Raw genomic sequence first — 26,563 nt, 5'->3', positions numbered from 1 at the left:
GTTGCACGCAGGCTGGGCAACATGTGCCGTCGCAACACGCTTGCCGCCTGCCTGCAATCGGTGCAGGCTGCGTTCACGGCTCTGTGAGTGGAACGCTGCGGTGCTGCGGCCTGGAGGGGTGATGGTCGCGACGACCTATCGGGTTTCGGTCGATGCGATCCCGCGGCAAAACCGGCGGGAGGTCTGGCGCGAGGCGCTGGCCGGTTTGCAGCTCGATTGCGAATTGCCGGAGGCCGGCCAATTCCAGTTCGGCGAATTGACCGCGAAGCGCTCGACCAGCGGCGGCCAGCTCGCGCTGCTGCGTTCCACCGAGCAGCAGATCGTCTGCAGCGGTCATGCGGCCTCGCCGGGAATGCCGGCGCGGGTCGCCATCATCTTCCACGGATACGGCCGCGGCAGCATCACGTCCGGCCAACGCAGCTGCGAGTTTGCCGACAACGACGTCTCGGTGTGTGACCTGCAATCGCCGTGGCGGATGACCTTGCGCGAGGATTTCGAGATCCTGTTGCTCGAACTGCCACGTGAGCGGCTGCTCGGCCGGCTCGGGCATAATCGCTTGCGTTTGCCGGCCGTGCTCGGCGCGACGATCGCCGCTGCGTCCGTGCGTCCGGTGATGCGGACCCTGGGCGGCAATTTCGCGATCCTGGACAAGGCCGATCTCGTCACCGCCGAGGTCGCGGTCACCGAACTCGTCGCCGGCGCGCTGCTCGGCGAGACGCGGCTCGATGCAGAAGCGATGACGCAGGTCCAGGCCGGCCATCTGCGCCGGGTCGATGCCGCGATCGAGGCCCAGCTCGGCAATGCCGGCCTGACCATCGCCGACATCGCGCGGCAGGAAGGGCTGTCGCAACGCTATCTGCAACGGCTGTTCGAACGGCAGAACACGACGTTCTCGGCCTATGTGCGTGAGCGGCGGCTGGAACGCTGCTGCAATGATCTGATCGATCCGAACTATGCTGACCAGCGCATCGCCGAAATCAGCTACCGCTGGGGCTTCACCGATCAGGCGCATTTCAGCCGGATGTTCAGCGCGACCTACGGCACCTCGCCGCGCGACTTCCGCAAGGCGGTGCCTCGTGATGTGGAGGGCGAGCGCACGCGCGGCCGGCCGCGGCTGGCGCGTGGCACCGCAACGGTGCTGCGGCTCGCGCCAAATCTCGCGTCAAGCCCGGTTGCGCGCGAGACGGTTGCGCCGCTGGAGCCGATCGTACCGGTTGAACCGGCGGGGGCTGTGCCGGAAGGGCGGGGCGCCTCGCATCACCATCTCAAGGTGTCCAGGGAGACCGCGCATTGGGGCTATCTCAGCCGCGCCCATCCCGCCCGTCATGAGCGTGCAGTCGGGCGCGGTGGTGACGATCGAGACGCTGACCCAGCATGCCTTCGATGATTACGAGCGCATGATCAAGGGTGATCCCGGCGCGGAGAGCGTGTTTCGCTGGACCGCCGAGGGCAAGTCGGTCGAACGGCGCGGCGCCGGTCCGATGGACGGTTCGATCTTCGGCCGCGGCGCCGGCGAAGGGTTCGGCGTGCACATCTGCACCGGGCCGATCTATGTCTGCGGTGCGGAGCCGGGCGATGTACTCGAGGTGCAGATCCTCGACATCTGGCCGCGGCCATCAGCCAATCCGGCCTACGCCGGCAAGTCGTTCGGCAGCAATGCCGCGGCCTGGTGGGGCTTTCAGTACAACGATCTGATCGATCCGCCGGCCAAGCGCGAGACCATCACGATCTTCGAGACCGATGCGCAGGCCGAGTGGGCCCACGCCGTCTATTCCTACCGCTGGACGCCGCAGACCGATCCGTTCGGCGTGCGCCACGAGACGATGGATTATCCCGGTGTGCCGGTCGATCACGCCACCGTCGAGAAACAGCCCGGCGTGCTCGCCGGCGTACGGATTCCGGCGCGGCTGCATTTCGGCTTTATGGCGGTGGCGCCGCGCGAATCCGACATCATCGATTCGATTCCGCCCGGCTATTTCGGCGGCAATGTCGACAATTGGCGCGCTACTAAGGGCACCACGCTCTATCTGCCGGTCGCAGTATCAGGCGCGCTGTTCTCGATCGGCGATCCGCATTTCGCGCAAGGCGATGGCGAGGTCAACGGCACCGCGCTCGAGCTTTCGCTCACCGGCCAGTTTCGCTTCATCCTGCACAAGAGCGGCAGGGCGACCAAGCCGCATGTCGAAGGGCTGGCGCATCCGCTTTTGGAAACGCCGGAGGAGTGGATCCTGCATGGCTTCAGCTACGGCAATTATCTGCGCGAGCTCGGGCGCAACGCGCAGTCGGAGATCTACCAGCGCTCGTCGGTCGATCTGGCGCTGCGCAATGCGTTCCGGGCGACGCGCAAATTCCTGATGGAGTGCTACTGTCTCAGCGAGGACGAGGCGCTGGCGCTGATCTCGCTCGGCGTCGATTTCGGCGTCACGCAGGTTGCCGACGGCAATTGGGGCGTGCACGCGATCGTCCGCAAGAGCATGCTTCCCGGGGCAAGCGGCGCCTGACGCCGGCAGAGTTGCCGCCGTCAGGATTGCGCGAAACGATAGCGGCCGGTGCGTCCGGCCGATCGGCGATAAGGACCTACTCGTCCTTCTTCGTCGGCTGCGACATGCGCTCGAGGCGTTCCTGCATGTCCTTCATCTGGCGGCGAAGATCGTCGATGTTGCCGTCATCGGGCGTGGGCTCCGGCGCCTTGTCGGCCTCGCCGCCACCGCGTTGCGGCACGAACGGCTTGAACATCGAGAAGGTCTGCTGGAACAGCTCCATGTTGCGGCGGACCTGTTCTTCCAGCGGCGCAAACGGTGTGCCGCTCAGCGCGCCCGCGATCTGCTTGCGGAATTTTTCCTGTTCCTTGGTCAGCGTCTCGATCGACTGTTCGAGATACTTCGGCACCACCATCTGCATGCTGTCGCCGTAGAAGCGGATCAGCTGGCGCAGGAAAGTGGTCGGCAGCAGGTTCTGCCCGGCCTTGTTTTCCTGTTCGAAGATGATTTGCGCGAGCACGGAGCGGGTAATGTCGTCGCCGGTCTTGGCGTCATAGACGAGGAAATCCTCGCCTTCCTTCACCATCGCCGCGAGATCCTCGAGCGTGACATAGGTGCTCGTCCCGGTATTATAGAGCCGCCGGTTCGCGTATTTCTTGATCGTGGTCGGTTGTTCAGATTTTGCCATGGGCTCTCACTTCAACACCGAAGAACCTGGAACCCCACGGCATCGCCGCAGGGCAAAATGCAACGCATCGCAGCAAAGGTAAGCATTTTCAAAGCGGTTCGGCTACAGTTTTGTGCTGTGCGGTTAATTCCAAAGCATAGGATTTGCTCAGGAAAGTGCCAAGGGCGTCATTTTGAGTGCGTCGCGGCGCGATTTGCCCGACAGTGCGATTGACATGTCTCAACGAGGTTTACAGGATAGCCGTCAAGAGACAGGCCCGCCAAATCGGCCGCCCGCCGTCGAGAAACCCAGCTACAACCCATAGGAGATGTCCATGTCAGACGATGTCGTCATCGTCAGCGCCGCCCGCACCCCCGTCGGTAGCTTCAACGGCGCTTTCGCCACCACGCCGGCCCATGACCTCGGGGCCATCGCCATCAAGGCGGCGCTGGAGCGTGCCGGCGTCGAGGGCGGTCAGGTCTCCGAAGTCATCATGGGCCAGATCCTCACCGCCGCGCAGGGCCAGAACCCGGCCCGCCAGGCCTCGATCGCGGCCGGCATCCCGGTGGAAAGCCCGGCCTGGGGCGTCAACCAGCTCTGCGGCTCGGGCCTGCGCACCGTGGCGCTCGGCTACCAGGCGCTGCTCAACGGTGATTCCTCGATCGTCGTCGCGGGTGGCCAGGAATCCATGAGCATGGCCCCGCACGCGCAATATCTGCGTGGCGGCGTCAAGATGGGCGGGCTCGAGCTGATCGACACCATGATCAAGGACGGGCTGTGGGATGCCTTCAACGGCTACCACATGGGCAACACCGCCGAGAACGTCGCCAAGCAGTACCAGATCACCCGGTCGCAGCAGGACGAGTTCGCGGTCGGTTCGCAGAACAAGGCCGAGGCGGCGCAGAAGGCCGGCAAGTTCAAGGACGAGATCGTCCCGGTCACCATCAAGTCCCGCAAGGGCGATATCGTGGTCGACGCCGACGAGTATCCGCGCCATGGCGCCACGCTCGACGCGATGGCCAAGCTCCGCGCGGCTTTCGAGAAGGACGGCACCGTGACCGCCGGCAACGCCTCGGGCATCAATGACGGCGCCGCTGCCGTCGTGCTGATGACCGCCAAGGAAGCCGCCAAGCAGGGCAAGAAGGTGCTGGCCCGCATCGTGTCGTGGGGCCAGGCCGGCGTCGACCCCAAGATCATGGGCACCGGCCCGATCCCCGCCTCGCGCGCCGCGCTGAAGAAGGCCGGCTGGAACATCGCCGACCTCGATCTGATCGAGGCCAACGAGGCGTTCGCGGCGCAGGCTTGTGCGGTGAACAAGGACCTCGGCTGGGATCCGGCCAAGGTCAACGTCAATGGCGGCGCGATCGCGATCGGCCATCCGGTCGGCGCGTCGGGTGCGCGCGTGCTGGTGACGCTGCTGCACGAGATGCAGAAGCGCGATGCCAAGAAGGGCCTCGCGACGCTGTGCATCGGCGGCGGCATGGGCATCGCTATGTGCGTTGCACGCGACTGAACAAAAGGCAGCGAGGCCGGTTAGGTGATGAAAAGATCATCTGTCAACCGCGAAGCGAGCTGATAAATAAGATGCCCGGCTTTGCGCCGGGCATTTTTGTTTCGACAGCATGATCCGGAAAAGTGTGAAGCGGTTTTCCGAGAAGACCATGCTCAAAAAAGGGAGCCAAAGCGCGATGACAATTCAACCTGATCTCATCGCGCTTTGTTGAGTGAGTGCGTAGGCCGGAGTTATCCGGTTATAAAAGACGGCCAAGGAGGAAACGGACATGGCACGTGTTGCATTGGTGACGGGCGGAACGCGCGGTATTGGAGCTGCGATCAGCAAGGCGCTGAAAGCGGCGGGCTACAAGGTGGCGGCGAGCTACGCCGGCAATGACGCCGCGGCGGAGAAGTTCAAGGCGGAGAGCGGGATTCCGGTCTACAAGTGGGACGTCGCCTCGTTCGACGCCTGCGCGGCCGGCGTCAAGCAGGTCGAGGCCGATCTCGGCCCGGTCGACGTGCTCGTCAACAATGCCGGCATCACCAAGGATACCGCGTTCCACAAGATGACGGTCGAGCAGTGGAATGCCGTGATCAACACCAACCTCGGCTCGCTGTTCAACATGACGCGCCAGGTGATCGAGGGCATGCGCGCCCGCAAGTTCGGCCGGTGTCATCTCGATCTCTTCCATCAACGGCCAGAAAGGCCAGTTCGGCCAGGTCAACTACTCCGCGGCCAAGGCCGGCGACATCGGCTTCACCAAGGCCTTGGCGCTGGAGAACGCCAAGGGCGGCATCACCGTGAACGTGATCTGCCCCGGCTATATCAACACCGAGATGGTGCAGGCGGTGCCGAAGGACGTGCTCGAGAAGAACGTGATCCCGCAGATTCCGGTCGCCCGGCTCGGCGAACCCGAAGAGATCGCGCGGGCCGTGGTCTTCCTCGCCGCAGACGATGCCGGTTTCATCACCGGCTCGACGCTGACCGTGAACGGCGGCCAGTATCACGCCTGACGCGAGCAGCGTCGTCGCGTCGCAGGCGCGCACAATCAAGTAGCGAATGCCCGGCCTTGTGCCGGGCATTTTCGTCTTTACAACGCGCCACACGCGAAGGAAGACGTGGCCGGCCGGGACATCGGCGAGCGGTTGCAGACGGCCATCCTTTGGACAGTCATGCCCGGCCACGACGGATTGAATTGAGATGACGACCCGAACTGCCACCCTTGTCGGACTGACCGCCATCCTGATGTGGTCGCTGCTGTCGGTCATGACGGTCGCGACCGGGACTATCCCGGCGTTCCAACTCGCGGCCATGACGTTTGCGATCGGCGCCGCGTTCGCGTTCGCGAGCTTCCTGTTGCGTCCGTCAGCCTTCGGCGCGTTGAAGCAGCCGCTGGTCGCCTGGGTCGTCGGCGTCGGCGGGCTGTTCGGCTATCACGCGCTGTATTTCCTGGCGCTGCGCTTCGCCCCGCCGGCCGAGGCCGGCCTGCTCAATTATCTCTGGCCGCTGTTGATCGTGCTGTTCTCGTCACTGCTGCCGGGCGAGCGGCTTGCGGTGCATCACATCGTCGGCGCGCTGCTCGGGCTCGCCGGCACCGTGCTGCTGTTCGCCGGCAACACCGGCGCCTTCACAAAAGAGCAGATTCCAGGCTTCGCGGCCGCCTTCGTCGCGGCTTTCGTCTGGGCGTCCTATTCGGTGATGTCGCGCCGGCTCAAGGCGGTGCCGACCGATGCGGTGGCAGGCTTCTGCCTCGCGACCGCCGTGCTTGCGGCGCTCGTGCACATGATGGTGGAGACGACGGTGTGGCCCGCGACGCCGCTGCAGTGGCTTGCCGTCGTCGCGCTCGGCATCGGTCCGGTGGGGGCCGCGTTCTTCGCCTGGGATATCGGCATGAAGCGCGGCGACATCCGCGTGCTCGGTGCCGCATCCTACGCCACGCCGCTGCTCTCGACCGCGTTCCTGATCGCAGCGGGCTTCGCCAAGCCCAGCGCCAATATCGCGATCGCCGCGATCCTGATCGCCGGCGGCGGGCTGATCGCGGCAAAGGACATGGTGCTGAGAAAAAGAACGTAGGATGGGGAGAGCGAAGCGAAACCCATCGCCTTTGGTCCACGCGGCGAGATGATGGGTTTCGCTGGGCTCTACCCATCCTACGAAGAAGGTTGTTGCTACTGTTTCACCGTCACCCTGAGGAGGCCGCAACGCGGCCGTCTCGAAGGGTCGACGGCCCCGTCTGTGGCCGATTCATCCTTCGAGGCTCGCTCCGCTCGCACCTCAGGATGACGGGGAAAGACCCTGCGACGCCGGCTCCCAGCCCTTTGGCGCTAGCTCGAATTTCGCGAACTCGAATCCCGGCGCGACGGTGCAGCCGACCAGCGTCCAGTCGCCACAGCTTTCGGCGGCCTGCCATGCGTGCGCCGGCACGATCGCCTGCGGCTGCTCGCCGCGCGCCACATCCGGCCCGAGCGTGATCGAATGTGGGCCGCCGTCCTCCGCAATCCGCAGCGTCAGCGGCGCGCCGGCGTAATAGTGCCACATCTCGACCGCATCGATGCGATGCCAATGCGAGCGCTCGCCGCGCGCCAGCAGGAAATAGATCGCGGTCGAGTGCGCGCGGCCATTGGCGTCGCAGCGCGCGTCGCGAAACGTCTCGCGATAATGTCCGCCTTCGGGATGCGGCTGCAGCGCGAGCTGCGCGATGATGTCGGCAGCCGAGAGGTCGGCCATCACGACTTGTTCTTGCGCTCGCGGAGCTCGCCGAACACCAGCGCCGGGTCGGCGCCCTTCATGTGCAGCTTCGCCGCCACCGCGGACTCGTCGGCGCGCAGGAACACGTTGGCCTTCTTCTCGTCGCCGAGCAGCACCGGAATCGTCGGCTTGTTCTCGGCGCGCAGTTTTGTGACCTCTGCTGCGCGCGCCTGCAGGGCCGGATTGTCGGGCTCGATGGTGAGCGCGAATTTCACATTCGCAGCGGTATATTCATGGCCGCAATAGAGACGGAAATCGTCCGGCAGCGAGCGCAGCTTCAGCAGCGAATCCCACATCATGGGGTAGGTGCCCTCGAACACCCGGCCGCAGCCGATCGAGAACAGCGTATCGGCGGCAAACACCGCCTTCTCGCCGTCGAACACATAGGAGATGTGATCGAGCGTATGGCCGGGCGTCTCGACCACGCGTGCGAGCAGGCTGCCGACCTTGATGACATCGGCATTGGCGGCGCGCAGATCGACATTGGCGATCTTGGCCGACTGGTCGTGCGGGGCGACGACGCGGCAGCCGTATTTCTGCTTCAGCTCGGCGACGCCGCCGACATGGTCGCCGTGGTGATGGGTGATCAGGATATCCGTCAGCGTCCAGCCTTCGCGCTCCAGCGCCTTGATGATCGGGCCGGCTTCCGGCGCGTCGATCGACGCGGTCGCCTTAGTCGCGGGATCGTGGATCAAATACCCGAAATTGTCGGTGAGGCAGCTGAAGGTGCGAATTTCGGCGGTCATGATATCTCCACGAACAAACGGGACGGACATTTTCAAAGCATGATGTATTCGAAAGACCGGTATCGACTTTCCCGGGTCATGCTTTTAACGCGCCCAATATAGGGGTGAAATATGGCGTTAACGCTCCGGCGGCAATGCAATTTTCGGCGCACCCGGGCCGCAGGGGGCGTGTTAGGCTAAACACCATGGACGTCATCGACCTGCGCGACTTCTATTCGCAGCGCCTCGGCATCGTGGCGCGGCAACTGATCAACCGGGGCATCCGCGCGCGGTGGCCGAACGCGGAAGGCCAGCGCGTGCTCGGCCTCGGCTATCCGACCCCCTATCTCGGCCTGTTCCGTGAGTCCTGCGAGCGCTGCATTGCCTTCATGCCGGCGGCCCAGGGCGTGCTGAAATGGCCGACCGGCCGGCCGGCGCTGGCCACCCTGATTGACGAATTCTCGATGCCGCTGCCGGATGCCGCGGTCGACCGCGTGCTGCTGGTGCACGCGCTGGAGATGTCCGATGACCCGGAGCGGTTGCTGCGCGAGGTGTGGCGGGTGCTCTCGCCGTCGGGGCGGCTGATCGCGATCATCCCGAACCGCCGCGGCGTCTGGACGCGCACCGACGCCACGCCGTTCGGCCATGGCCGGCCCTATTCGCGGGCGCAGATCACGCAGCTGTTGCGGCAGACCTGGTTCACGCCGTCGTCGTGGGGCGAGGCGTTGTTCATGCCGCCGGTGCAGGGCAGCTGGTTCCTGCGCTCGGCGATGGCGTGGGAGCGGGTCGGCGCGGCGCTGTCGATGCCGTTCGCCGGCGTGCACATCGTGGAGGCGACCAAGCAGGTCTATCGCGCGATTCCCGCGCGCCGCGAGCGCACGCAGCTGATCCCGTCATTGCGTCCGGTGCTGGTGCCGTCCTCGACGGCGACGCGCAAATCGACTCACGCAGAGTCGTAACACGACCCGAGGCGTGACGCGGACAATTCACCCTCCCCGTGAAGGGAGGGTGACAGATTTTCAGGATTACTCGTTGCCCGGATTGAAGTCGTCGCTCGGCGCGGGCTGCGCCGCCATGTCGGGGCGCGGGCCGTGCGGACGGCGGCGGCGGCGCGGAAAGCGCTCGCTCCGTTCGCCGCGTTCTGCGCCGCCATTATTGCCTTCATAGGCGCCGTTGACCTGTGGCTGCGCGCCGCCGGTGATGAACGAGGGCAGGCGATCGACGCCGCCGGCATCGGCCATCGCGGGCTGCGGCTGGTTCTGCGGTTGCGGCTGATATTGCGGCTGCGGACGATGTTCGCGCTCGCGGTGCTCACGCGGCTGCTGGTCACGCTCGCGATGCTCGCGCGGCTGCTGCTGCTCGCGCTGGTACGGCTGCTGGCCGTTGTCGCGCATGAAAGGTTGCTGCTGCTGCGGCACGAAGCCCGGCTCCTGGCCGAAGCTCGAATAGCCGTCGCTGTCGTCGTCGCCGTCTTCGGTCGGGGTGACCTCGGCGTCGGGGCGCGGCGGCTGCTGATTCTGCCGGAACTGCTCCTGCGCGGCCGCGATGATCCGGTAGTAGTGCTCGGCGTGCTGGTAGTAGTTTTCAGCGGCCACCGGATCGCCGGAGGAGCGCGCATCGCGCGCAAGCTGAACGTATTTCTCGGCCACGTGGGAGGCCGTGCCGCGGATCTTGATGTCGGGTCCGTTCGATTCGTACACCCGTGTCAGGGGATTCTGGCCGCGCCGGTTATTGTTGTTGTTATTGTTGTTGTTATTCCGGTTGCGCATCCGCTTGTTGTTCTGACCGTTTCTCATCTGTCGCCTTTTATTCCAGCCCTGAAGTTATTGCAGTCCACAGTCCGATTTCTCAGCAGTCCGATTTCTCAGAAGTCCGATTCCCAGAGTCCGATTCGGCGCGCGCCTAGGCACACGGAATCGCAATACCGTTCGAAGTGGTTTCGATGTCGCCGACCATCTCGTTCAGCAAAGTCGCGTGCAGCAAAGACGCGTTCCCCAACCGCCGGCAATCGCGCCAGCGACCAAATCATTCCGCCCGTTGAGACAGGCTCAGTTCTCGTGCGTAAGTCTTCAAGCGTAATAACAGGCTTTCGTTCGCTTGGCGGTCGAGAGCAGCACAGCTTCGGCTATTGCGCTCTATGTGACCTGCGTTCCTGGAACCTTTCGATCGGCGGGCTCTGCTGAACCCTGGTCATCACCCGTAACGGATTACGGGGCCAGCACCGATGTTGTGCCCGGAACGTAGTCGTTCCCGGGGGATAATCCAAGAGGTTTTTTTTCGTTCCAATAGGACTTTATCGGGGCAGCCGGCGGGCGGAAACGGCCCTCGGGACGCCCCCCAGATCGACTTTTGGCGGCCCCGTTGGGGATAACCCGGATGCCGTCATCAGCGCTTCAACGTCGCCGCTCTGACCCTGTCCGACTTCCACAATCAGAAATCCTCCTGAGGTCAAAAGACCCGCAGATTGCGAAATCAGCGCGCGGTAGGCGTCGAGCCCGTCGGCACCGCCGTCGAGCGCCGCGCGCGGATCATGCGCGCGCACCTCGATGTCGAGCCCGGCGATGTCGGCCGAGGGGATGTAGGGCGGGTTGGACACGATCAGCTCGAACGCGCCGGCCAACCCGCTGCCGTAGTCGCACTCGATCCATGTCGTGCGATCGGCGAATCCGAGCGCGGCGGCGTTGCGCCTCGCGGTCTGCAGCGCCTCCGCCGAGATGTCGGTGGCGAAGCCATGCGCGTTCGGCAGTTCCGAGAGCAGCGCCAGCAGGATCGCGCCAGAACCGGTGCCGAGATCGGCGATCCGCAACGCGCGCTCGGCCATGCCGTCGGCGCGCAGCAGTTCGAGTGCGCGCTCGACCACCGTCTCGGTGTCCGGGCGCGGCACCAGCGTCGCGGCGGACAGGTACAGCGGCAGTCCCCAGAACTCCTTGACGCCGAGGATGCGCGCGATCGGTTCGCCGGCGAGGCGGCGCTGCGCGAGGTGCTCGAGGCGATCGGCTTCGTCCCTCGTCAGCGCGCGCTTCGCGCCCGTGATCATGCCGGTCAGATCGAGCCCCAGCACGGCGCCGACCAGCAGTCGCGCATCGAGCTCGGCGGCGTCGTGGCCGGCCGCCTTGAGGCGGGCGGCGAGGCTGCGCCTGATGCTCTCGACAGTCTGGCCATGTCCTGCGGGTTCGCTCATGGCGCGTTGTTAGCCGATGGTCGATGCGGCGTCGATATCACTTGCGCCCCGTGCGGCCGGCGCGCACGGTCAGAATCTGAACCTAGCGATCCGGAACGCGCGACCATGGCGGGCTATGACGACCAGAACATCTTCGCCAGGATCCTGCGCGGCGAGATCCCGAGCTTCAAGGTCTACGAGACCGACCGGACCTTTGCCTTTCTCGACATCATGCCGCGATCGCCGGGACATACCCTGGTGATTCCGAAGGCACCCGCGCGCGGCATCCTCGACATCGCCGAAGACGACCTCGCCGAGGTGGCGCGGTCGGCCAAGCGCATCGCCGTCGCCGCGATGAAGGCGTTTGCGGCCGACGGCATCATCATCCAGCAGTTCAGCGAGCCCGCCAGCGGCCAGGTGGTGTTTCACCTGCACATGCATGTGATGCCGGTGAAGGCCGGCGTCGCGCTGCTGCCGGCGCAGACCGTCAAGGCGGAGATGGATGTGCTCGCCGATCACGCCAGGCGGATGATCGCGGCGCTGCGTGGGTGAGCGGGTGGCCCGGTCCGACGCGGGAATGCCGTAATCCCTATCCCGAGAGGCCATGCGCAATATCGAGTTCGTCATTGCGAGGAGCTCGCGACAAAATTTGCAAAGCAATTTTGCGCTGTAGCGACGAAGCAATCCATCCATCCGCGCATGCGGACCGATGGATTGCTTCGCGGAGCCTGTCATCGGGCGCGCGTTCGCGCGACCCGTTGGCTCGCAATGACGGCGGAGAAAGTGACGCGCCCTAAACCCCGAGATAGCGCTGCAGGACATCGGGCTGCGCCTTGATCTCCTGCGCCGGCCCTTCATGGACGATGTGTCCGTTGTTGATGATGTAGATGCGCTGCGCCAGCGCGAGCGTCGCGGCGAGGTTCTGCTCCACCAGCACGATGGTCTGTCCGGCCTCGGCGAGGTCGCGGCACGCCTTCATCAGGTCGCGCACGATCACCGGCGCCAGGCCCTCGAACGGCTCGTCGAGCAGGATGATCTTGGGATCGCGCACAAGGGCGCGCGCGATCGCCAGCATCTGCTGCTCGCCGCCGGACAGGTCGGTGCCGCGATTGCTCCGCCGCTCGCGGAGCCGCGGGAACATCTCGTAGATGCGGTCGAGCGGCCAGCGCTGCGAGGCGGTCAGGCCGGCGATCACAAGGTTCTCCTCGACGCTCAGGCTGCCGAAGATACGGCGCTCCTCATGGACCAGCTGCATGCCGGCCTGCGCGATCTTGTGACTCTTCCGGCCGGAAATCTCGACGCCGTCGAACATCACCGAGCCGCGGCGCGGGGTCACGACGCCCATCAGGCTCTTCAGCGTCGTGCTCTTGCCGGCGCCGTTACGCCCGAGCAGCGCCACCACCTCGTTGCGCTCGACGCGCATCGAGACGTTGAACAGGATGTGGGAATCCCCGTAATAGCTGTTCAGTCCGTTGACCTCGAGCAGGCTCATGCGGCGAGCACTCCATGCACGCCGCCAAGATAGGCTTCCTGGACGGTCGAGTTGGTCTTGATCTCTTCCGGCGTTCCCTCGACCAGCACGCGGCCCTCCTGCAGCACGGTGACGCGCTCGGCGAGCTCGAACAGCGCATCCATGTCGTGATCGATGATGATCATGGTGCGGCCCTGGCTGATCGACTTCAGCAGCTTGACGGTCTCGACGCGTTCGCGCGGGCTCATGCCGGCGAGCGGCTCGTCCAGCAGCAACAGGCTCGGCGACGTCGCCAGCGCCAGCCCGATCTCCAGCCGCCGCTTCTCACCATAGGCGAGCTCGGACACCGGCGTATCGGGCCTCGAGGTCAGATTGACCAGCTCGAGCGTCTGCTGCACGCGCTCGGTCAGGCCGGGGATGCTGTCGATGCTGCGGAACAGGTCGAGCTTGAACTTGCCGCGCAGCGCCGACAGCGCCGCGATCACCAGATTCTCGCGCACTGTCAACCCGGCGAACAGCTGGTTGACCTGGTAGCTCTTGGTCAGGCCGAGCTGACAGACGTCGGTGACGTTCATGCCGGTGATGTCGCGGCCCTCGAACAGGATGGTGCCCGACGTCGGATGCACCTCGCAGGTCAGCATCTTGAAGAAGGTCGACTTGCCGGCGCCGTTCGGGCCGATGATGCCGCGCAGCTCACCGTGATTGACCGTGAAGTCGATGTCGCTGTTGGCGAGCAGGCCGCCATAGCGCTTGGTCAGGCCCCTGGCCTGGAGGATCGGTCCGGACGGACTGCCGCCGGCACGAGCCGCCACCGGCTTCGGCGCGGCGGGCGCCGTGGCGTGCCGCTCGCTTGCCACGGCGACGACCTCGGGTGCGCTCTCCTCCGGCTCCTTGGCGCCGCGCTGTCCGGTCAGGAGGCGGTAGAGATCGGCGAGGCCGCCGATGATGCCGCGGCGCAGGAAGCACACCAGCAGCACGAACACGATGCCGAGCACGAGCTTCCAGGCCGCGCCGAGCCCGAGCGCCGCCTGCAGGAAGTCCTGCAGCGACAGCCACACCGCGGCGCCGACCAGCGGCCCGAACAGCGTGCCGCGGCCGCCGATCGCGGTCTGCATCACGAGCTGCCCCGAGGTGTCGAAGGTGAACGCGTCGGGCGGCATGAAGGCCTGCAGCACGCCGAGCAGCCCGCCGGCAAAGCCGGCATAGGCGGCGGCGATCACGAAGGCGGTCAGCTTGTAGCCGTGGATGTTGTGGCCGACCGCGGTCGCCCGCAGCGGGTTGTCGCGGATCGCGCTGAACACGGCACCGACCGGCGAGCGCACGATGCGCAGCGCGATCACGATGCCGATGAAGTAGCACAGCGCCAGGAACTGATAGAGCGACCAGCCGGTGGTGAAGTGCAGCGTGGTGAAGCCGAGATTGAAGCTCGGGGTCGGCACGCCCGGCAGCCCGTTCTCGCCGCCGGTGAAGTCCGACAGCGGATTGAACTCGACGAAGAAGAACACCTCGGCGATCGCCACCGTGATCATCGCAAAATAGATGCCGGTGCGGCGCAGCGCGATCAGGCCGATCAGATAGCCGGTGGCGGCGGCCGCGATCATCCCGATGACGAGCGCGAGCACGACGTACGGAAAGCCGGCGCGCGTCAGCAGATAGGCCGCGACGAAGCCGCCGGTTCCGTAAAAGGCCGACTGGCCGAACGACAGCAGGCCGGTGAAGCCGAACAGGATGTCGAAGCCGAGGCCGAACAGGCCCCAGACCAGGATCCGGTTCACCGTGTTGGGCGCGAAGCCGAGCCACGGCAGCACGAAGGGCGCGACGATCAGTCCGGCGGCGGTCAGGAATTCGATCAGGTATGGGCGCTGTTTAAGCATCTAAATATCCGTCGTCATTCGCGGCCCTGCGTGCCGAGCAGGCCATGCGGTCTGAGCACCAGCACGAGCGTCATCGCCGCGAACAGCATGACGTAGGCGTAACCGGGGTTGAACATCGAGGTGATGCTGATGATCTCGCCGGCGATCAGCCCGCCGAGGATGGCGCCGGGAAACGAGCCGACGCCGCCGATCACCACCACCACGAAAGTCTCGACCAGGATATCGTCGCCGACACCCGGCGTCAGCGACACCACCGGCGCATTGATGATGCCGGCGAAGCCTGCGGCCATTGCGCCGATGCCGAACACGATCATGAAGACGCGGTAGACGTTGATGCCGAGCGAATCGACCATCACCGAATCCTCGATGCCGGCGCGCACGATCATGCCGAGCCGGGTGCGGTACAGGATCAGGAACAGCGCGCCGAGCGCGACCGCGACGATGCCGACCACCGCAAGCCGGTAGGTCGGGTAGAACAGGAAGCCGAGCGAGGTGATGCCCTGCAGCAGCGCCGGCGGCGGCACCACCTGCGACTGGCTGGTGAAGATCAGCCGCACGATCTCGACGAAGCAGATGCCGAGGCCGAACGTGACCAGCAGCTGGTCCTCATGCGGGCGGTGGTAGAAGTGGCGGATAATGATCCGCTCCATCGCAATCCCGAGCACCATCACGAACAGCGAGCCCGCGATCACGGCGAGAATGAACGAGCCGGTGTAGGAATAGGCCACATATCCGGCGTAGCCGCCGATCATGAACATGGCGCCGTGGGCGAGGTTGAGCACCCCGAGCGTGCCGTAGATGATCGTCAGTCCGGAGCTGATCAGCGCCAGCAGCGCGCCGAGCGCCAGCCCGTTGAAAAGTTGCGAGACGAAATTTGGCCAGTTGATCATGGCGCGCGTTCACTCAGCCGTATACCTGGCCCGGTCGATGGAGGATGCGTTCCGAGAAAAGCGGCGCCGCGGGCCGGGTCGCCCCGCCCACGGCGCCGAGTCTTCCCACGTTAATCAGGTGTAGTCGCCGAGATGGCAGCCGAACGCATCCGGCTTCTGCATCAGACCGTCGCCGGGGACGATCTCGACCACCTCGTAATAGTCCTCCTTGTTCTTCATCTCCTTTTCCATCTTGCCGCGGACGATGACGACGGGGCGGACGCACTGGTGATCCTCGGGGCGATAGTGGACGTCGCCGACCAGCGAGGGCAGCGTCTCGCCCTTCTCATAGGCCTTGATGACGTCGGGCGGGTAGAAGCTGCCGGCTTCCTCGACCATGCGGGCCCAGTGCGCGAAACTGACATAGGCGTTCTCTGCGCCCCATTCCGGCTTGTATCCGTACTTCTTCTCGAAGGCCTCGTTGAACATCTTGGCCAGCGGATATTTGTCCTCGATGGTCCACCAATAGTCGGTCGCGGCGTAGACGCCCTGCATCAGGCCGCCGGTCTCGCGGGCGATGAACGGCACCTGGTAGGGCACCACGAGCTTCATCTTGTCGAGCACGCCGAACTGCTTGGCCTGCTGCGTCGACAGCACGGCATCGTGACCCCAGTTGACGTTGATCAGCACGTCGGCGCCGGAGTTCGCGACGTTGAGCAGATAGGACGAATAGTCCGGCGCGCCGAGCGGCGAGATCTGGTTGGTGACGGTGGTCCAGCCCGCCTGGGCGAGGTAGTCCTGCATCGACTTGGTGACGGTGTGGCCGTAGGTGTAGTCAGGCGTCAGGTAGGCGGCCTTCTTGTTCTTGCCGAACTGCTTGATCAGCACCGGCGCGATCGCCGCCGCGGCGGTCTGGCCGAAGAAGTTCTGGCGGAAGCCGTAGCGCACGCAATCCTTGCCAGTGGTGTCGTTCGAGCCGGAAATGCCGCAGACGAAGATCACCTTCTCGCGCTGCGCCAGCTTGTTCAGCGCCACCGCGACCGCGCTCGACGTGCCGCCGGTGATCATCACCGCCTTGTTCTCGGAGATGAAGCGCTGCTGCGCCTGCACGGCCTCGTTCGGCTTCGCCGCGGAATCCGCGACGCCGAACTTCAGCTCCTTGCCGAGCACGCCCTTGCTGGTCTTCGGCGAGATCTTCTTGATCAGCTCGTGGCCGCTGTTGATGTGCTCGATCGCGAGCTGATAGCCCTTGAGCTCATCCTCGCCCTGCACCGCATAGGTGCCGGTGCGCGGGACCGAGATGCCGATGAACGCCGAAGAGCCCGACGTGCCCGCGGGATAGGTTCCGATCGCCGGGTGGTCCTCGGCGAAGGCCCGCGATGCGATCGAGGCCGGCAGCACGCTGCCGCCGATCAGGCCCGCGCCGGCTTGCAGCAAAGTGCGGCGCGAAACGTTCGGGGTTCTGCCCGGCCGAAAATCCTTGGTGCTCATCGCTCAGTATCCTCCAATTATATTGATTGTTGGCGCGCATGCTCACTCGTCGCCGGATCGGATCGATCGGCGGCACGATGCGCCGGCTGCGATGGAGCAGCCTGTCACGGCTACAATTCCCCACCGGCATATTTAGTCAATGTCACCTTTCGTCGAATCATATCGGCCTACGATAGAAATAATATCGTTCTACGATGTATCGAGGGTTTACCGACCGGGTGCGGGTCCTGTAAGTGAGGGGGCGATGATCCAGGAGCCTTCAAGTCGCACCGGAAATGCCGGAGAGCACGCCGTGTCCGAGCACGGTGCCGCCGGGCAATCGGGCAGCCTGAGCATTCGCGCGATCAACGTCCTGAAGGAACTGGCGGTCGAGCTGCTCGACGAAGTGCCGCCGAAGGTGGGCTGGACGCCGCCGGACGATCTGCTGCGGCTGCTCACCGCGCGCCATCTCGCGACGGCGCGGAATTGCGGACGGCAAACCATGCGCGAGATCATCGCTTGGGCCGAGACGCGCGGAATAACGATCCCGTCTCCGCATCACACCGGCAAGTCGTTGTCGGAGGTCTGGGGCGATCTGGTCGCGCGTGCCTCGGCCGGGCATCTCACCAAGAGCGAGATCACCGAGGCGCTGGAGAAATCCATTCGCCGCAGGAGCCCGCGGATTCCGGTCGCCTTCCAGATCGTGCTGCTGAAAATATTGAGCTCGACCTACGATCACTGGCCGCAGCCCTGAGCTTGCCGGCCCTGCCGCTCGATCGTCAAACCGTTGAAACATGAGTGGAAGGGCGACCGGTAGTATGGTGCGTTCGGCGCGGGCTTGATAGCGTTGCACGGCGTCTGCCGTCCGGCGGAGCGAGCCAGCAGCAGGACGATCGAATGCCGCAACCAAAGCAACGACGAGCGCCAGCCGGCGCAACGAAACGCAAGGCGCTGGCCGCGACGGTGGACTACCGGGCGCTGGCGCAGTTTCGCTACGAGTTGCGCAGGTTTCTTGCATTCAGCGAGGAGGGCGCCCGGAAGGCCGGAATGACGCCGCGGCAGCATCAGGCGCTGCTCGGCATCAAGGGTTTCGTCGATCCCGGTCCGCCGACCGTCGGCGACATCGCCCGGTTCCTGCTGATACGGCATCACTCCGCCGTCGAACTGATGAACCGCATGGCAAAGCTCGGACTGGTCAGCCGGCTTGCCGATCCGGACGACGCGAGGCGGGTTCAGCTCAAGCTAACGGCAAAGGGAGAGCAGAAGCTCCAGGCGGTCTCGAAGAAGAACATCGAGGAGCTGCGCCGCGTCGCGAGCCCGGCGTTGCGCCGCTTGCTGAAGTCCTCGCCGTCTTCCGGCGAATGAGTGATGCATCCGCCGGCGCAAGCGGCGGCGCGCGTCAGGCGGCTGCGCCCTGCGCGGCGAGCTGTGCCGCCTGGTGCTCGGTGGTCAGCGCATCGATCAATTCGCCGAGCGCTTCGCCCGCGATCACCTGCGGCAGCTTGTAGAGCGTCAGATTGATGCGGTGGTCGGTGACGCGTCCCTGCGGAAAATTATAGGTGCGGATGCGCTCCGAGCGGTCGCCGGAGCCGACCTTCTCCTTGCGGTCGGCGGAGCGCGCCGCCTCGACGCGCTGGCGCTCGGCATCGTAGATGCGCGAGCGCAGGATGTTCATCGCCGACGCCCGGTTCTTGTGCTGCGAGCGGCTGTCCTGCATCATCACCACGATGCCGGTCGGCAGATGGGTGATGCGGATCGCCGATTCGGTCTTGTTGACGTGCTGGCCGCCGGCGCCGCCCGCGCGCATGGTCTCGATCCTCAAGTCCGTGTCCTTGATATCGACGTCGACGTCCTCGACCTCCGGCAGCACGGCGACCGTGGCGGCCGAGGTGTGGATGCGGCCCTGCGTCTCGGTGTCGGGCACGCGCTGCACGCGGTGCACGCCGGATTCGAATTTCAGCTTGGCGAACGCGCCGCGGCCCTGCACCTCGGCGATGATTTCCTTGTAGCCGCCGACGGTGCCTTCGCTCGCCGAGATCACCTCGACCTTCCAGCCCTGCAAGGACGCGAAGCGCTCATACATCCGGAACAGGTCGCCGGCGAACAGCGAGGCCTCGTCGCCGCCGGTGCCGGCGCGGATTTCCAGCATCACGTTGCGGTCGTCCATTGCATCCTTCGGCAACAGCGCGATCCGGATCTGCTGCTCGAGCTCGCCGAGCCGCGCCTGCAGCGTTTCCAGCTCGGCTTCCGCCATGCTGCGCATTTCGGCGTCGGTCCCGGCGTCCGCCAGCATCGCCTCGGTATCGGCGAGTTCACTACGCGCAGAACGATAGAGCTTCACTGCATCGATCAGCGGGTTGAGCTCGGCGAGCTCGCGCGTGATCTGCACATAGCGCTCGGACTTGACCTCGCCGAGCAGCTCGGCCTCGAGCGAGGCATGATGGGCGAGCAGGACGTCGAGTTTGGCTTCGGGTAGCATGGCGGTATCTCGAATTGCGGAAGGTACGGAAGGGCGGCAGCGGCGACGGCAGCGTCGCTACAAGGCCAGCCCCTCGGTTTCCGCAAACTTCGTCAGCGCCGCGCGGATCGAGACGCTGCCGACCGGCGCGTCCAGCAGCGGATTGATCATCGCTTCGGCCTTCTTGGCATCGAGGTCAAGGATCAACGCCTTGACCGGGCCGTGCGCGGTTGCCGACAATGAAAGCGAACGGTAGCCGATGGCGATCAGCGCCAGCGCGCCGATCGGCTTCGACGCCATCTCGCCGCACAGCGAGGCGGCCTTCTTCGCCGCCTTGGCCTTGCGCACGATATCGCGCAGCGCGCGCAGGATCGGCGCCGACAAAATGTCGAAGCGTTCGGAGACCTTGGCATTGCCGCGGTCGACCGCAAACAGGAACTGGAACAGATCGTTGGAGCCGACCGAGACGAAGTCGACCTTCTTCAGCAGCTCGTCGAGCTGGTAGAGCAGCGCCGGCACCTCGACCATGGTGCCGATATCGATCCGCTCGGGCAGCGAATGGCCGTGCTGGCGCAGATAGGTCAGCTCGCGCTCGACGATCGCCTTGGCCTGGTCGAACTCGGTGATGTCCGAGATCATCGGGAACATGATCTTCAGCGCGCGGCCGCCGCCAGCACGCAGCAGCGCGCGGATCTGGCCGCGCAAAAGGCCGGGACGGTCGAGGCCGAGCCGGATCGCGCGCCAGCCGAGCGCGGGATTTTCCTCGATCACGGTCTCCATATAGGGCAGCGCCTTGTCGCCGCCGATGTCGAGCGTGCGGAAGGTGACGGGCTTTGAGCCCGCGGCGTCGAGCACGGTGCGGTACAGCGCGAGCTGGTCGCTCGAGCGCGGCAGGTTCGGGCTCACCATGAATTGCAATTCGGTGCGGAACAGGCCGATGCCGGCGCTGCCGGTGTCGTCGATATGCGGCAGGTCGATGGTCAGGCCGGCATTGATCAAAAGCTCGATCGGCTGGCCGTCCTTGGTCACGCAGGCCTTGTCGCGCAGCGCCGAATATTGCGCCTGCCGGCGCGCCCGGAACCGGACGCGCTCGGCATAGGCGGATTCGATCTCGGTCGAGGGGCGGACATAGATCTCGCCGGAAATGCCGTCGACGATGATGGCATCGCCCGGATCGGCGATGCCGGGCGCGTTCGGCACCTCGCCGACCGCGGGAATGCCCAGCGCGCGCGCCACGATCGAGACGTGGGAATTCGCGGTGCCTTCCTCCAGCACCAGGCCGCGCAGCCGCTTGCGGTCATAGTCGAGCAGGGCCGCCGGACCCATCGCGCGGGCGATCAGGATGGCGTTGTCGGGCAATTGCTCGCGCGACGGCGCATGGTCCTGGCCGACCAGCTGCCGCATCAGGCGATGGCCGAGATCCTCGAGGTCGTGCAGGCGGTCGCGCAGATAGGGATCGGTCGAGCGCAGCATGCGCGCGCGGGTGTCGGACTGCACGCGTTCGACGGCCGCTTCCGCGGTGAGGCCGGTGGCGACCGCCTCATGCAGCTTGTGCGACCAGCCCTGGTCGTTGGCGAACATGCGGTAGGCTTCCAGCACCTCGCGGTGCTCGCCGCCGTCGGCGACGTCGCCGCGCTCCAGCATGCGGTCGAGATCGGCGCGCAAATTGGCGAGCGCAGTGTCGAGCCGTTTGATCTCCTTCGGCAGATCCTCGGCGATGTAGTTGGTGATCACCACGCGCGGCTCGTGCAGCACGACATGGCCGAGCGCGATGCCGTCGGAGAGCACCGCGCCGGTCTTGTGCAGCGAGTGCCGTGCGGCGGGCTCGGCGCCAGGCTGCGCCAGCGCGGCAAGCTCGCCGGAGGCGATCATCTCCGCCAGCACCATGGCGGTGGTCTGCAGCGCCTCGACTTCTTCCTCGACATAGGTGCGCTTGGCGCGGTTCTGCACCACGAGCACGCCGAGCGTGTTGCCGGCGCGCAGGATCGGCACGCCGAGGAACGAGTGGTAGGCCTCTTCGCCGGTCTCCGGGCGGTAGGCGAAGGCGGGATGGCTTTGCGCGTCGGACAGATTGAGCGGCGTCGCCTCGCTGGCGACGAGGCCGACCAGGCCTTCATGCGCACTCATCACGGTGCGGTGGACGGCGTCGCGGTTCAGACCTTCGGTGGCGTAGAGCTCGAGGGTGTTGTCGATGCGCAGCACGTAGCACGAGCAGACCTCGGCCACCATGTTGGCCGCGATCAGCACCACGATCTTGTCGAGCCGCTCCTGGGCGGAGACTTGCTCCGCCATGGTCTCGCGGAGCCGTCTCAACAGGATGCGGGGGCCTCCCGACGCGCTCCGCATGTGTTTCAGTCCCTCCCCGCGAAGCCAGCGCACCGGTGCGGCCGGCCGCTGGCGCAAAACTCGTCAAAAACAACAATTTTAGTCATTCGGTGTCGCCGCTCGCCAGTTCCCGCCGATTCGCGATCACCGAAACTGTGCCACAGTTTGCGACAGCCTACCTGACTGGCCGTATAGCCAATCGAGGCTTGCTTTGCCAAGCAAAACGCCTGCCAGTAGCAAATAACGTCTGCGTCAGCCCAATGCTGCGCCCGCTAAGAGAAATTCTAACTCCGGGGCGGGGCTGGGGGACACGGCCAGTGCTCGGTCTCGTCGTTCCGGGGCGTCGCGAAGCGGCGAACCCGGAAACTCGAGATTCCGGGTTCGATGCTGTCGCATCGCCCCGGAATTGACAGCGGAGCGAGCCCCCGCCCCTGCCGGTCGCGCCTACGCCTGATCCAGCCCGTACAGCGTGTGCAGCGTGCGGACCGCGAGCTCGGTATAGGCGGCGTCGATCAGGACCGAGAACTTGATCTCGGAGGTGGTGATGGCGCGGATGTTGATGTTTCGGTCGGCCAGCGCCTTGAACGCCTTGGCCGCGACGCCGGCATGGCTGCGCATGCCGCTGCCGATCACCGAGACCTTGGCGACGTCGGTCGCGGTGTCGAGGCGGGCGTAGCCGATCTTGGCCTTGGCGGCGGTAATCGTGTCCTTGGCGCGGTTATAGTCGCCGGCCGGAACGGTGAAGGTGAGGTCGGTGGTCTTGCCGTCCTCGGACACGTTCTGCACGATCATGTCGACATTGATGTTGGCATCCGCGAGCGGCCCGAAGATCGCGGCGGCGACGCCGGGCTTGTCCTCGATCTGGCGCACGGAAATCTGGGCTTCGTCCTTGGAGAAGGCGATGCCGGTGACGACGTGCATTTCCATGATTTCCTCCTCGCTGCAGATCAGCGTGCCCGGCGGCTGGTTGGCGTGCGGGTCGATATCCTCTGGCTTGTCGAAGCTGGAGCGCACGAAGATCGGCATGTTGTGCACCATGCCGAGTTCCACCGAGCGAACCTGCAGCACCTTGGCGCCCTGCGAGGCCAGTTCCAGCATGTCCTCGAAGGCGATCTTGTCGAGCCGGCGCGCCTTCGGCACCACGCGGGGATCGGTGGTGTAGACGCCGTCGACGTCGGTGTAGATGTCGCAGCGGTCGGCGCGCAGCGCGGCGGCGATCGCTACCGCCGAGGTGTCCGAGCCGCCGCGGCCGAGCGTGGTGATGCGGCCGGTGTCGGGATTGATGCCCTGGAAGCCGGCGATCACGGCGACTTCCTTGCGTTCCTTGAAGCGGGTGATGATCTCGGTGCCGTCGATATCGACGATGCGCGCCGAGGCATGCGCGTCCGAGGTCTTGATCGGGATCTGCCAGCCCTGCCAGGAGCGCGCCTGGATGCCGATGCCCTGCAGCACGATCGCGAGCAGGCCCGAAGTGACCTGTTCGCCGGAGGCGACCACCGCGTCATATTCGCGCGCGTCGTGCATCGGCGAGGCATCGGTGCACCAGGCCACCAGCTCATTGGTCTTGCCGGACATCGCGGAGACGACGACGGCGACCTCGTGGCCCGCGTCGACCTCGCGCTTCACATGCTGCGCGACGTTGCGGATACGATCGATATTGGCGACGGACGTACCGCCGAATTTCATCACGAGGCGGCCCATGACGACGCGTCTATTCCTTTAAGAGGATAAGTAGGTTAACCCACGCCGAAAACCGCAAGCGCGGGGACCGAAACGCGCGTATACATAGCGCCGCGCCCGGGGGCAAGCCGGTAGGTAGGGGGCCCTCGAGTGTCTTTTGGGGGTGTTTTGACCGGTTGCGGGCGGGTTGTGGCGCACGGGTAACACGGGGCAACTCGAAGGCGGATTGGATGGGACGTTATATCGACGAGATCCTGCAGCCTGGCGAGAAGGTGCTGTATTCCACCAATGCGCACTGGATGTTCTATCTGCCGGCGATCGGGGCCTGGATCGTGGTGCTGGCGCTCTTGATCCTGTCGCGGATGACGACGGTCGACGGCCTCGTGATGGCCTGCTTTGCGGCCGCCGCCGTGGTCGCGGTCGCGGCGCTGTACTGGACCGCCGCGGCCTGGTTCCACCGCTGGACCACCGAAACCGACGTCACCAATTTCCGCGTGGTGCACAAGAGCGGCTTCATCAAGCGGCGCACCTTCGAGATGAGCCTCGACAAGGTCGAGAGCGTCGACGTCAACCAGAGCATCATGGGGCGCCTGCTCAATTATGGCGACGTCACCATCCGCGGCGTCGGCGAGGGCATCGAGACCATCAGGACCATCGCCGCGCCGCTGTCGTTCCGCAATTCGATCACCGCGCGATAGGGGCGCGCGCAATCATGGCCACGCAATCAACTCTTTCCGGTTCCTCCGCCAGTTCCTCCGCCAATGCCTCCGCCAGCTCGGTCGATCCGGCCGAGGTCGCGAAATTCTCGAAACTGTCGGATGAATGGTGGGATCCGCGCGGCAAGATGGCGCCGCTGCACAAGATCAACCCGCTGCGCCTGACCTATATCCGCGACGCCGCCTGCCGCAAGTTCGAGCGCAACGCCAAGAGCCTCAGCTGCCTGTCCGGCCTGCGCCTGCTCGACATCGGCTGCGGCGCCGGCCTGTTGTGCGAGCCGTTCACGCGGTTAGGGGCCCAGGTGATCGGGATCGATCCGTCCGCCACCAACATCGCCGCGGCGAAGCTGCACGCCGACAAGGGCCATCTGTCGATCGACTACCGCTGCACCACGGTGGAGGAGATGGACGCCCGCGAGCGCTTCGACATCGTGCTGGCGATGGAGGTGGTCGAGCACGTCAACGACGTCGGCGCCTTCATCAAGCGCTGCGCGGTCATGCTCAAGCCCGGCGGGCTGATGGTGGTCTCGACCCTGAACCGCAACTGGAAAAGTTTTGCGCTGGCGATCGTCGGCGCCGAATACGTGCTGCGCTGGCTGCCGCGCGGCACCCATGAGTGGAGCAAGTTCGTCACCCCCGCCGAGCTCGAGCGCTATCTCGGCGACGTCAACCTCACCGTCACCGAACAGGCCGGCGTGGTCTACAACCCGCTCGCCGACAAATGGACCGTGTCGACCGACATGGACGTGAACTACATGGTGGTGGCGGAAGAGGTGTGAGTTGAGTGTCACGGCCTCGGCCACACAATAGGTGTCGTCCCTGCGAACACAGAATGCGTAGCCCGGATGGAGCGTAGCGTAATCCGGGACTGCTTCGTCCGCGGATGAGCTGGCCCCGGATTGCGCTTCGCTTCATCCGGGCTACGGAAGTTTGTGGACATCGCGCAGGCCTGTCATGCGCCCACTCGGTTGACCGCATGCGTTACGCCGGGCACGCTGGGCGTGTACTCCCGCCGGCATGCTTTCCTTATCCCCCATGTTCACGATCGCCTCGCTCTGGATTCCCTTCACCATCGTCGCTGCGTTCGGGCAGGTGGCGCGCAATGCGATGCAGCGGCATCTGACCGGGCCGCTCGGGACCTGGGGCGCCACCAATATCCGTTTCCTGTTCGGCCTGCCGTTCTCGGTGGTGTTCTTCGCGCTGGCGGTGCTGCTGACCGGCGATCGCGTGCCGTGGCCGGCGGCGGCGTTCTGGCCGTGGCTGGTGACCGGCGCGCTCAGCCAGATCGTCGGCACCGGCTTCATGCTGCTGGCGATGAACGACCGCTCCTTCGTGGTCACCACGGCCTACATGAAGACCGAGGCGATCCAGACCGCGATCTTCGGCTTCATCTTCCTCGGCGACCATCTCACCACGACCAAGGTGATCGCGATCGTGATCGCGACCATCGGCGTCGTCATCACCGCGCTGCGGCCCGGCGGGCAGAAGAGCTTTGCCGACCTGCGCCCGACCGTGCTCGGCCTCGGCGCCGCCGCGGTGTTCGCGATCTCGGCGGTGAGCTTTCGCGGCGCGATCATCGCGGTGCCCTCAGTCTCATTTGTCACGGCGGCCTCCTACACGCTGATGTGGAGCCTCCTCGTGCAGACGCTGATCCTGTCGGTCTATCTGTTGCTGCGCGCGCCCGACGTGCTGAGGTCGATCCTCAAGCTGTGGCGGCCCTCGATGTTCGCGGGCTTCATGGGCGCGTTCTCATCGCAATTCTGGTTCCTGGCGTTCGCGCTCACCGCCGCCGCCAATGTGCGCACGCTGGCGCTGATCGAGGTGCTGTTCGCGCAGGGCGTGGCGTATTTCTCGCTCAAGCAGCCGTTCTCGCTGCGCGAGGTGTTCGGCATCGTCCTGATCGTGATCGGCGTCGCGCTCTTGATTGCCGCGTAATTACCCCTTCACCGCGATCAGCACCGCGCCCGCGGAGATCAGCGCGATCCCGATCCAGCCATAGGCCGAGGGGCGCTCGCCGAGGAAGACGGCGCCGAACAGCGCCACCAGCACGACGCTGAGCTTGTCGATCGGCGCGACGAGCGTGGCCGGTCCGAGCTTGAGCGCGCGGAAATAGCAGATCCATGATGCGCCGGTGCCGAGCCCGGACAACAGCAGGAACAGCCAGCTCTTGCCCGAGATCGGGCCGGACTGGGTGAACTGTCCGGTCGCGAACAGGATGGCCGACAGCGTGATCAGCACGACCACGGTGCGGATCAGGGTGGCGAGATCGGAGTTGATGCCCTCGACGCCGACCTTGGCGAAGATTGCGGTCAGCGCGGCGAAGACGGCGGAAAGAAACGCCCAGACCTGCCAGGAGGAGAATGAGTCGGGAGTCATGCTCTTCCCAGATTGTCATTCCGGGGCGTGCGCAGCACCGAACCCGGAA

At 65.4% G+C, this 26,563-nt stretch carries 22 protein-coding genes and 2 pseudogenes; 11 read left to right on the top strand and 13 right to left on the bottom strand.

Annotated features, from left to right (window positions below):
• Positions 1-121: 121 nt before the first annotated feature.
• Positions 122-2,501 (top strand): annotated as a pseudogene (locus ACVW1B_RS33565) (acetamidase/formamidase family protein).
• Positions 2,502-2,577: 76 nt separating this feature from the next.
• On the opposite strand, the gene phaR reads toward ACVW1B_RS33565, so the two are convergent.
• Positions 2,578-3,168 (bottom strand): polyhydroxyalkanoate synthesis repressor PhaR, encoded by a 591-nt coding sequence (gene phaR / locus ACVW1B_RS33560; RefSeq protein ID WP_057015574.1) that lies wholly within the window; start codon positions 3,166-3,168, stop codon positions 2,578-2,580.
• Between the two features lie 313 nt (positions 3,169-3,481).
• Between phaR and ACVW1B_RS33555 the strand changes: the two genes are divergently transcribed.
• The 3 genes and pseudogenes from ACVW1B_RS33555 (at position 3,482) to yddG (ending at position 6,715) form a co-directional block, all read left to right on the top strand.
• The gene (locus ACVW1B_RS33555; protein WP_016841132.1) at positions 3,482-4,660 is read left to right on the top strand and encodes an acetyl-CoA C-acetyltransferase; all 1,179 of its coding nucleotides are present in this window, start codon (positions 3,482-3,484) and stop codon (positions 4,658-4,660) included.
• A gap of 268 nt (positions 4,661-4,928) precedes the next feature.
• A pseudogene (gene phbB / locus ACVW1B_RS33550) lies at positions 4,929-5,655 on the top strand (acetoacetyl-CoA reductase).
• Positions 5,656-5,842: 187 nt separating this feature from the next.
• On the top strand, positions 5,843-6,715 hold the full coding sequence (gene yddG / locus ACVW1B_RS33545; protein ID WP_253606025.1) for an aromatic amino acid exporter YddG: 873 nt from the start codon (positions 5,843-5,845) through the stop codon (positions 6,713-6,715).
• A gap of 201 nt (positions 6,716-6,916) precedes the next feature.
• Here the strand turns inward: yddG and ACVW1B_RS33540 are convergent, their stop codons facing one another.
• Positions 6,917-7,369, bottom strand: a complete 453-nt coding sequence (locus ACVW1B_RS33540) for a cupin domain-containing protein (protein ID WP_253606026.1) — start codon at positions 7,367-7,369, stop codon at positions 6,917-6,919.
• Positions 7,369-8,136, bottom strand: coding sequence for a hydroxyacylglutathione hydrolase (gloB, locus tag ACVW1B_RS33535; RefSeq protein ID WP_253606027.1), 768 nt, complete (start codon positions 8,134-8,136; stop codon positions 7,369-7,371). The genes ACVW1B_RS33540 and gloB overlap by 1 nt, the downstream gene beginning before the upstream one ends.
• Before the next feature lie 185 nt (positions 8,137-8,321).
• Between gloB and ACVW1B_RS33530 the strand changes: the two genes are divergently transcribed.
• Positions 8,322-9,074 carry a class I SAM-dependent methyltransferase gene (locus ACVW1B_RS33530; protein WP_028343579.1) on the top strand — a complete coding sequence of 251 codons (753 nt, stop codon included), beginning with the start codon at positions 8,322-8,324 and terminating at the stop codon, positions 9,072-9,074.
• A gap of 66 nt (positions 9,075-9,140) precedes the next feature.
• Here the strand turns inward: ACVW1B_RS33530 and ACVW1B_RS33525 are convergent, their stop codons facing one another.
• Together ACVW1B_RS33525 and prmC are read right to left on the bottom strand one after the other, a co-directional pair.
• Positions 9,141-9,911, bottom strand: coding sequence for a DUF4167 domain-containing protein (locus ACVW1B_RS33525; RefSeq protein ID WP_253606028.1), 771 nt, complete (start codon positions 9,909-9,911; stop codon positions 9,141-9,143).
• Between the two features lie 497 nt (positions 9,912-10,408).
• Positions 10,409-11,296 carry a peptide chain release factor N(5)-glutamine methyltransferase gene (gene prmC / locus ACVW1B_RS33520; protein ID WP_253606029.1) on the bottom strand — a complete coding sequence of 296 codons (888 nt, stop codon included), beginning with the start codon at positions 11,294-11,296 and terminating at the stop codon, positions 10,409-10,411.
• Between the two features lie 105 nt (positions 11,297-11,401).
• Here prmC and ACVW1B_RS33515 point away from each other — a divergent pair, with 105 nt between their 5' ends.
• Positions 11,402-11,827 (top strand): HIT family protein, encoded by a 426-nt coding sequence (locus ACVW1B_RS33515; protein WP_253606030.1) that lies wholly within the window; start codon positions 11,402-11,404, stop codon positions 11,825-11,827.
• Positions 11,828-12,068: 241 nt separating this feature from the next.
• Here the strand turns inward: ACVW1B_RS33515 and ACVW1B_RS33510 are convergent, their stop codons facing one another.
• The 4 genes from ACVW1B_RS33510 to ACVW1B_RS33495 form a co-directional block, all read right to left on the bottom strand.
• Positions 12,069-12,767, bottom strand: a complete 699-nt coding sequence (locus tag ACVW1B_RS33510; RefSeq protein WP_253606032.1) for an ABC transporter ATP-binding protein — start codon at positions 12,765-12,767, stop codon at positions 12,069-12,071.
• A complete protein-coding gene (locus ACVW1B_RS33505) occupies positions 12,764-14,620 on the bottom strand; it encodes a branched-chain amino acid ABC transporter ATP-binding protein/permease (protein WP_253606033.1) in 1,857 nt (618 codons plus the stop codon). The genes ACVW1B_RS33510 and ACVW1B_RS33505 overlap by 4 nt, the downstream gene beginning before the upstream one ends.
• 14 nt (positions 14,621-14,634) lie before the next feature.
• Entirely contained in the window at positions 14,635-15,510 is an 876-nt protein-coding gene (locus ACVW1B_RS33500; protein WP_092083102.1) for a branched-chain amino acid ABC transporter permease, read from the bottom strand.
• 114 nt (positions 15,511-15,624) lie between these two features.
• Positions 15,625-16,980 (bottom strand): substrate-binding protein, encoded by a 1,356-nt coding sequence (locus tag ACVW1B_RS33495; protein WP_456822746.1) that lies wholly within the window; start codon positions 16,978-16,980, stop codon positions 15,625-15,627.
• Between the two features lie 292 nt (positions 16,981-17,272).
• Between ACVW1B_RS33495 and ACVW1B_RS33490 the strand changes: the two genes are divergently transcribed.
• Positions 17,273-17,713, top strand: coding sequence for a hypothetical protein (locus ACVW1B_RS33490; RefSeq protein WP_253606037.1), 441 nt, complete (start codon positions 17,273-17,275; stop codon positions 17,711-17,713).
• Positions 17,714-17,856: 143 nt separating this feature from the next.
• Positions 17,857-18,324 carry a MarR family winged helix-turn-helix transcriptional regulator gene (locus ACVW1B_RS33485; protein ID WP_253606046.1) on the top strand — a complete coding sequence of 156 codons (468 nt, stop codon included), beginning with the start codon at positions 17,857-17,859 and terminating at the stop codon, positions 18,322-18,324.
• 34 nt (positions 18,325-18,358) lie between these two features.
• Here the strand turns inward: ACVW1B_RS33485 and prfA are convergent, their stop codons facing one another.
• The 3 genes from prfA to ACVW1B_RS33470 form a co-directional block, all read right to left on the bottom strand.
• Positions 18,359-19,438: a peptide chain release factor 1 gene (prfA, locus tag ACVW1B_RS33480; protein WP_018269196.1), complete on the bottom strand. Its 1,080-nt coding sequence runs from the start codon at positions 19,436-19,438 to the stop codon at positions 18,359-18,361.
• Between the two features lie 57 nt (positions 19,439-19,495).
• The gene (ptsP, locus tag ACVW1B_RS33475) at positions 19,496-21,763 is read right to left on the bottom strand and encodes a phosphoenolpyruvate--protein phosphotransferase (RefSeq protein WP_253606047.1); all 2,268 of its coding nucleotides are present in this window, start codon (positions 21,761-21,763) and stop codon (positions 19,496-19,498) included.
• Positions 21,764-22,186: 423 nt separating this feature from the next.
• Entirely contained in the window at positions 22,187-23,443 is a 1,257-nt protein-coding gene (locus ACVW1B_RS33470; RefSeq protein WP_253606048.1) for an aspartate kinase, read from the bottom strand.
• A gap of 209 nt (positions 23,444-23,652) precedes the next feature.
• Here ACVW1B_RS33470 and ACVW1B_RS33465 point away from each other — a divergent pair, with 209 nt between their 5' ends.
• From ACVW1B_RS33465 to ACVW1B_RS33455, 3 genes are all read left to right on the top strand, one after another.
• Positions 23,653-24,120, top strand: a complete 468-nt coding sequence (locus tag ACVW1B_RS33465; RefSeq protein WP_057015559.1) for a PH domain-containing protein — start codon at positions 23,653-23,655, stop codon at positions 24,118-24,120.
• Between the two features lie 14 nt (positions 24,121-24,134).
• On the top strand, positions 24,135-24,917 hold the full coding sequence (gene ubiG / locus ACVW1B_RS33460; protein WP_225647091.1) for a bifunctional 2-polyprenyl-6-hydroxyphenol methylase/3-demethylubiquinol 3-O-methyltransferase UbiG: 783 nt from the start codon (positions 24,135-24,137) through the stop codon (positions 24,915-24,917).
• 256 nt (positions 24,918-25,173) lie between these two features.
• Positions 25,174-26,073 carry a DMT family transporter gene (locus ACVW1B_RS33455; RefSeq protein WP_092083108.1) on the top strand — a complete coding sequence of 300 codons (900 nt, stop codon included), beginning with the start codon at positions 25,174-25,176 and terminating at the stop codon, positions 26,071-26,073.
• On the opposite strand, the gene ACVW1B_RS33450 is transcribed toward ACVW1B_RS33455, so the two are convergent.
• Positions 26,074-26,514, bottom strand: a complete 441-nt coding sequence (locus ACVW1B_RS33450) for an EamA family transporter (protein ID WP_253606049.1) — start codon at positions 26,512-26,514, stop codon at positions 26,074-26,076.
• Positions 26,515-26,563: the final 49 nt, after the last annotated feature.

It is taken from the genome of Bradyrhizobium sp. USDA 4502 (assembly GCF_054063355.1).
Note: the sequence above shows the minus strand (reverse complement) of the source record. Positions and strands in the feature narration are given on the sequence as shown.

Excerpts from the sequence above, each read along its gene's own strand:
- phaR (WP_057015574.1), bottom strand. The coding sequence starts at position 3,168 with ATGGCAAAATCTGAACAACCGACCACGATCAAGAAATACGCGAACCGG.
- ACVW1B_RS33555 (WP_016841132.1), top strand. The coding sequence starts at position 3,482 with ATGTCAGACGATGTCGTCATCGTCAGCGCCGCCCGCACCCCCGTCGGT.
- yddG (WP_253606025.1), top strand. The coding sequence starts at position 5,843 with ATGACGACCCGAACTGCCACCCTTGTCGGACTGACCGCCATCCTGATG.
- ACVW1B_RS33540 (WP_253606026.1), bottom strand. The coding sequence starts at position 7,369 with ATGGCCGACCTCTCGGCTGCCGACATCATCGCGCAGCTCGCGCTGCAG.
- gloB (WP_253606027.1), bottom strand. The coding sequence starts at position 8,136 with ATGACCGCCGAAATTCGCACCTTCAGCTGCCTCACCGACAATTTCGGG.
- ACVW1B_RS33530 (WP_028343579.1), top strand. The coding sequence starts at position 8,322 with ATGGACGTCATCGACCTGCGCGACTTCTATTCGCAGCGCCTCGGCATC.
- ACVW1B_RS33525 (WP_253606028.1), bottom strand. The coding sequence starts at position 9,911 with ATGAGAAACGGTCAGAACAACAAGCGGATGCGCAACCGGAATAACAAC.
- prmC (WP_253606029.1), bottom strand. The coding sequence starts at position 11,296 with ATGAGCGAACCCGCAGGACATGGCCAGACTGTCGAGAGCATCAGGCGC.
- ACVW1B_RS33515 (WP_253606030.1), top strand. The coding sequence starts at position 11,402 with ATGGCGGGCTATGACGACCAGAACATCTTCGCCAGGATCCTGCGCGGC.
- ACVW1B_RS33510 (WP_253606032.1), bottom strand. The coding sequence starts at position 12,767 with ATGAGCCTGCTCGAGGTCAACGGACTGAACAGCTATTACGGGGATTCC.
- ACVW1B_RS33505 (WP_253606033.1), bottom strand. The coding sequence starts at position 14,620 with ATGCTTAAACAGCGCCCATACCTGATCGAATTCCTGACCGCCGCCGGA.
- ACVW1B_RS33500 (WP_092083102.1), bottom strand. The coding sequence starts at position 15,510 with ATGATCAACTGGCCAAATTTCGTCTCGCAACTTTTCAACGGGCTGGCG.
- ACVW1B_RS33495 (WP_456822746.1), bottom strand. The coding sequence starts at position 16,980 with ATGAGCACCAAGGATTTTCGGCCGGGCAGAACCCCGAACGTTTCGCGC.
- ACVW1B_RS33485 (WP_253606046.1), top strand. The coding sequence starts at position 17,857 with ATGCCGCAACCAAAGCAACGACGAGCGCCAGCCGGCGCAACGAAACGC.
- prfA (WP_018269196.1), bottom strand. The coding sequence starts at position 19,438 with ATGCTACCCGAAGCCAAACTCGACGTCCTGCTCGCCCATCATGCCTCG.
- ptsP (WP_253606047.1), bottom strand. The coding sequence starts at position 21,763 with ATGCGGAGCGCGTCGGGAGGCCCCCGCATCCTGTTGAGACGGCTCCGC.
- ACVW1B_RS33470 (WP_253606048.1), bottom strand. The coding sequence starts at position 23,443 with ATGGGCCGCCTCGTGATGAAATTCGGCGGTACGTCCGTCGCCAATATC.
- ACVW1B_RS33465 (WP_057015559.1), top strand. The coding sequence starts at position 23,653 with ATGGGACGTTATATCGACGAGATCCTGCAGCCTGGCGAGAAGGTGCTG.
- ubiG (WP_225647091.1), top strand. The coding sequence starts at position 24,135 with ATGGCCACGCAATCAACTCTTTCCGGTTCCTCCGCCAGTTCCTCCGCC.
- ACVW1B_RS33455 (WP_092083108.1), top strand. The coding sequence starts at position 25,174 with ATGTTCACGATCGCCTCGCTCTGGATTCCCTTCACCATCGTCGCTGCG.
- ACVW1B_RS33450 (WP_253606049.1), bottom strand. The coding sequence starts at position 26,514 with ATGACTCCCGACTCATTCTCCTCCTGGCAGGTCTGGGCGTTTCTTTCC.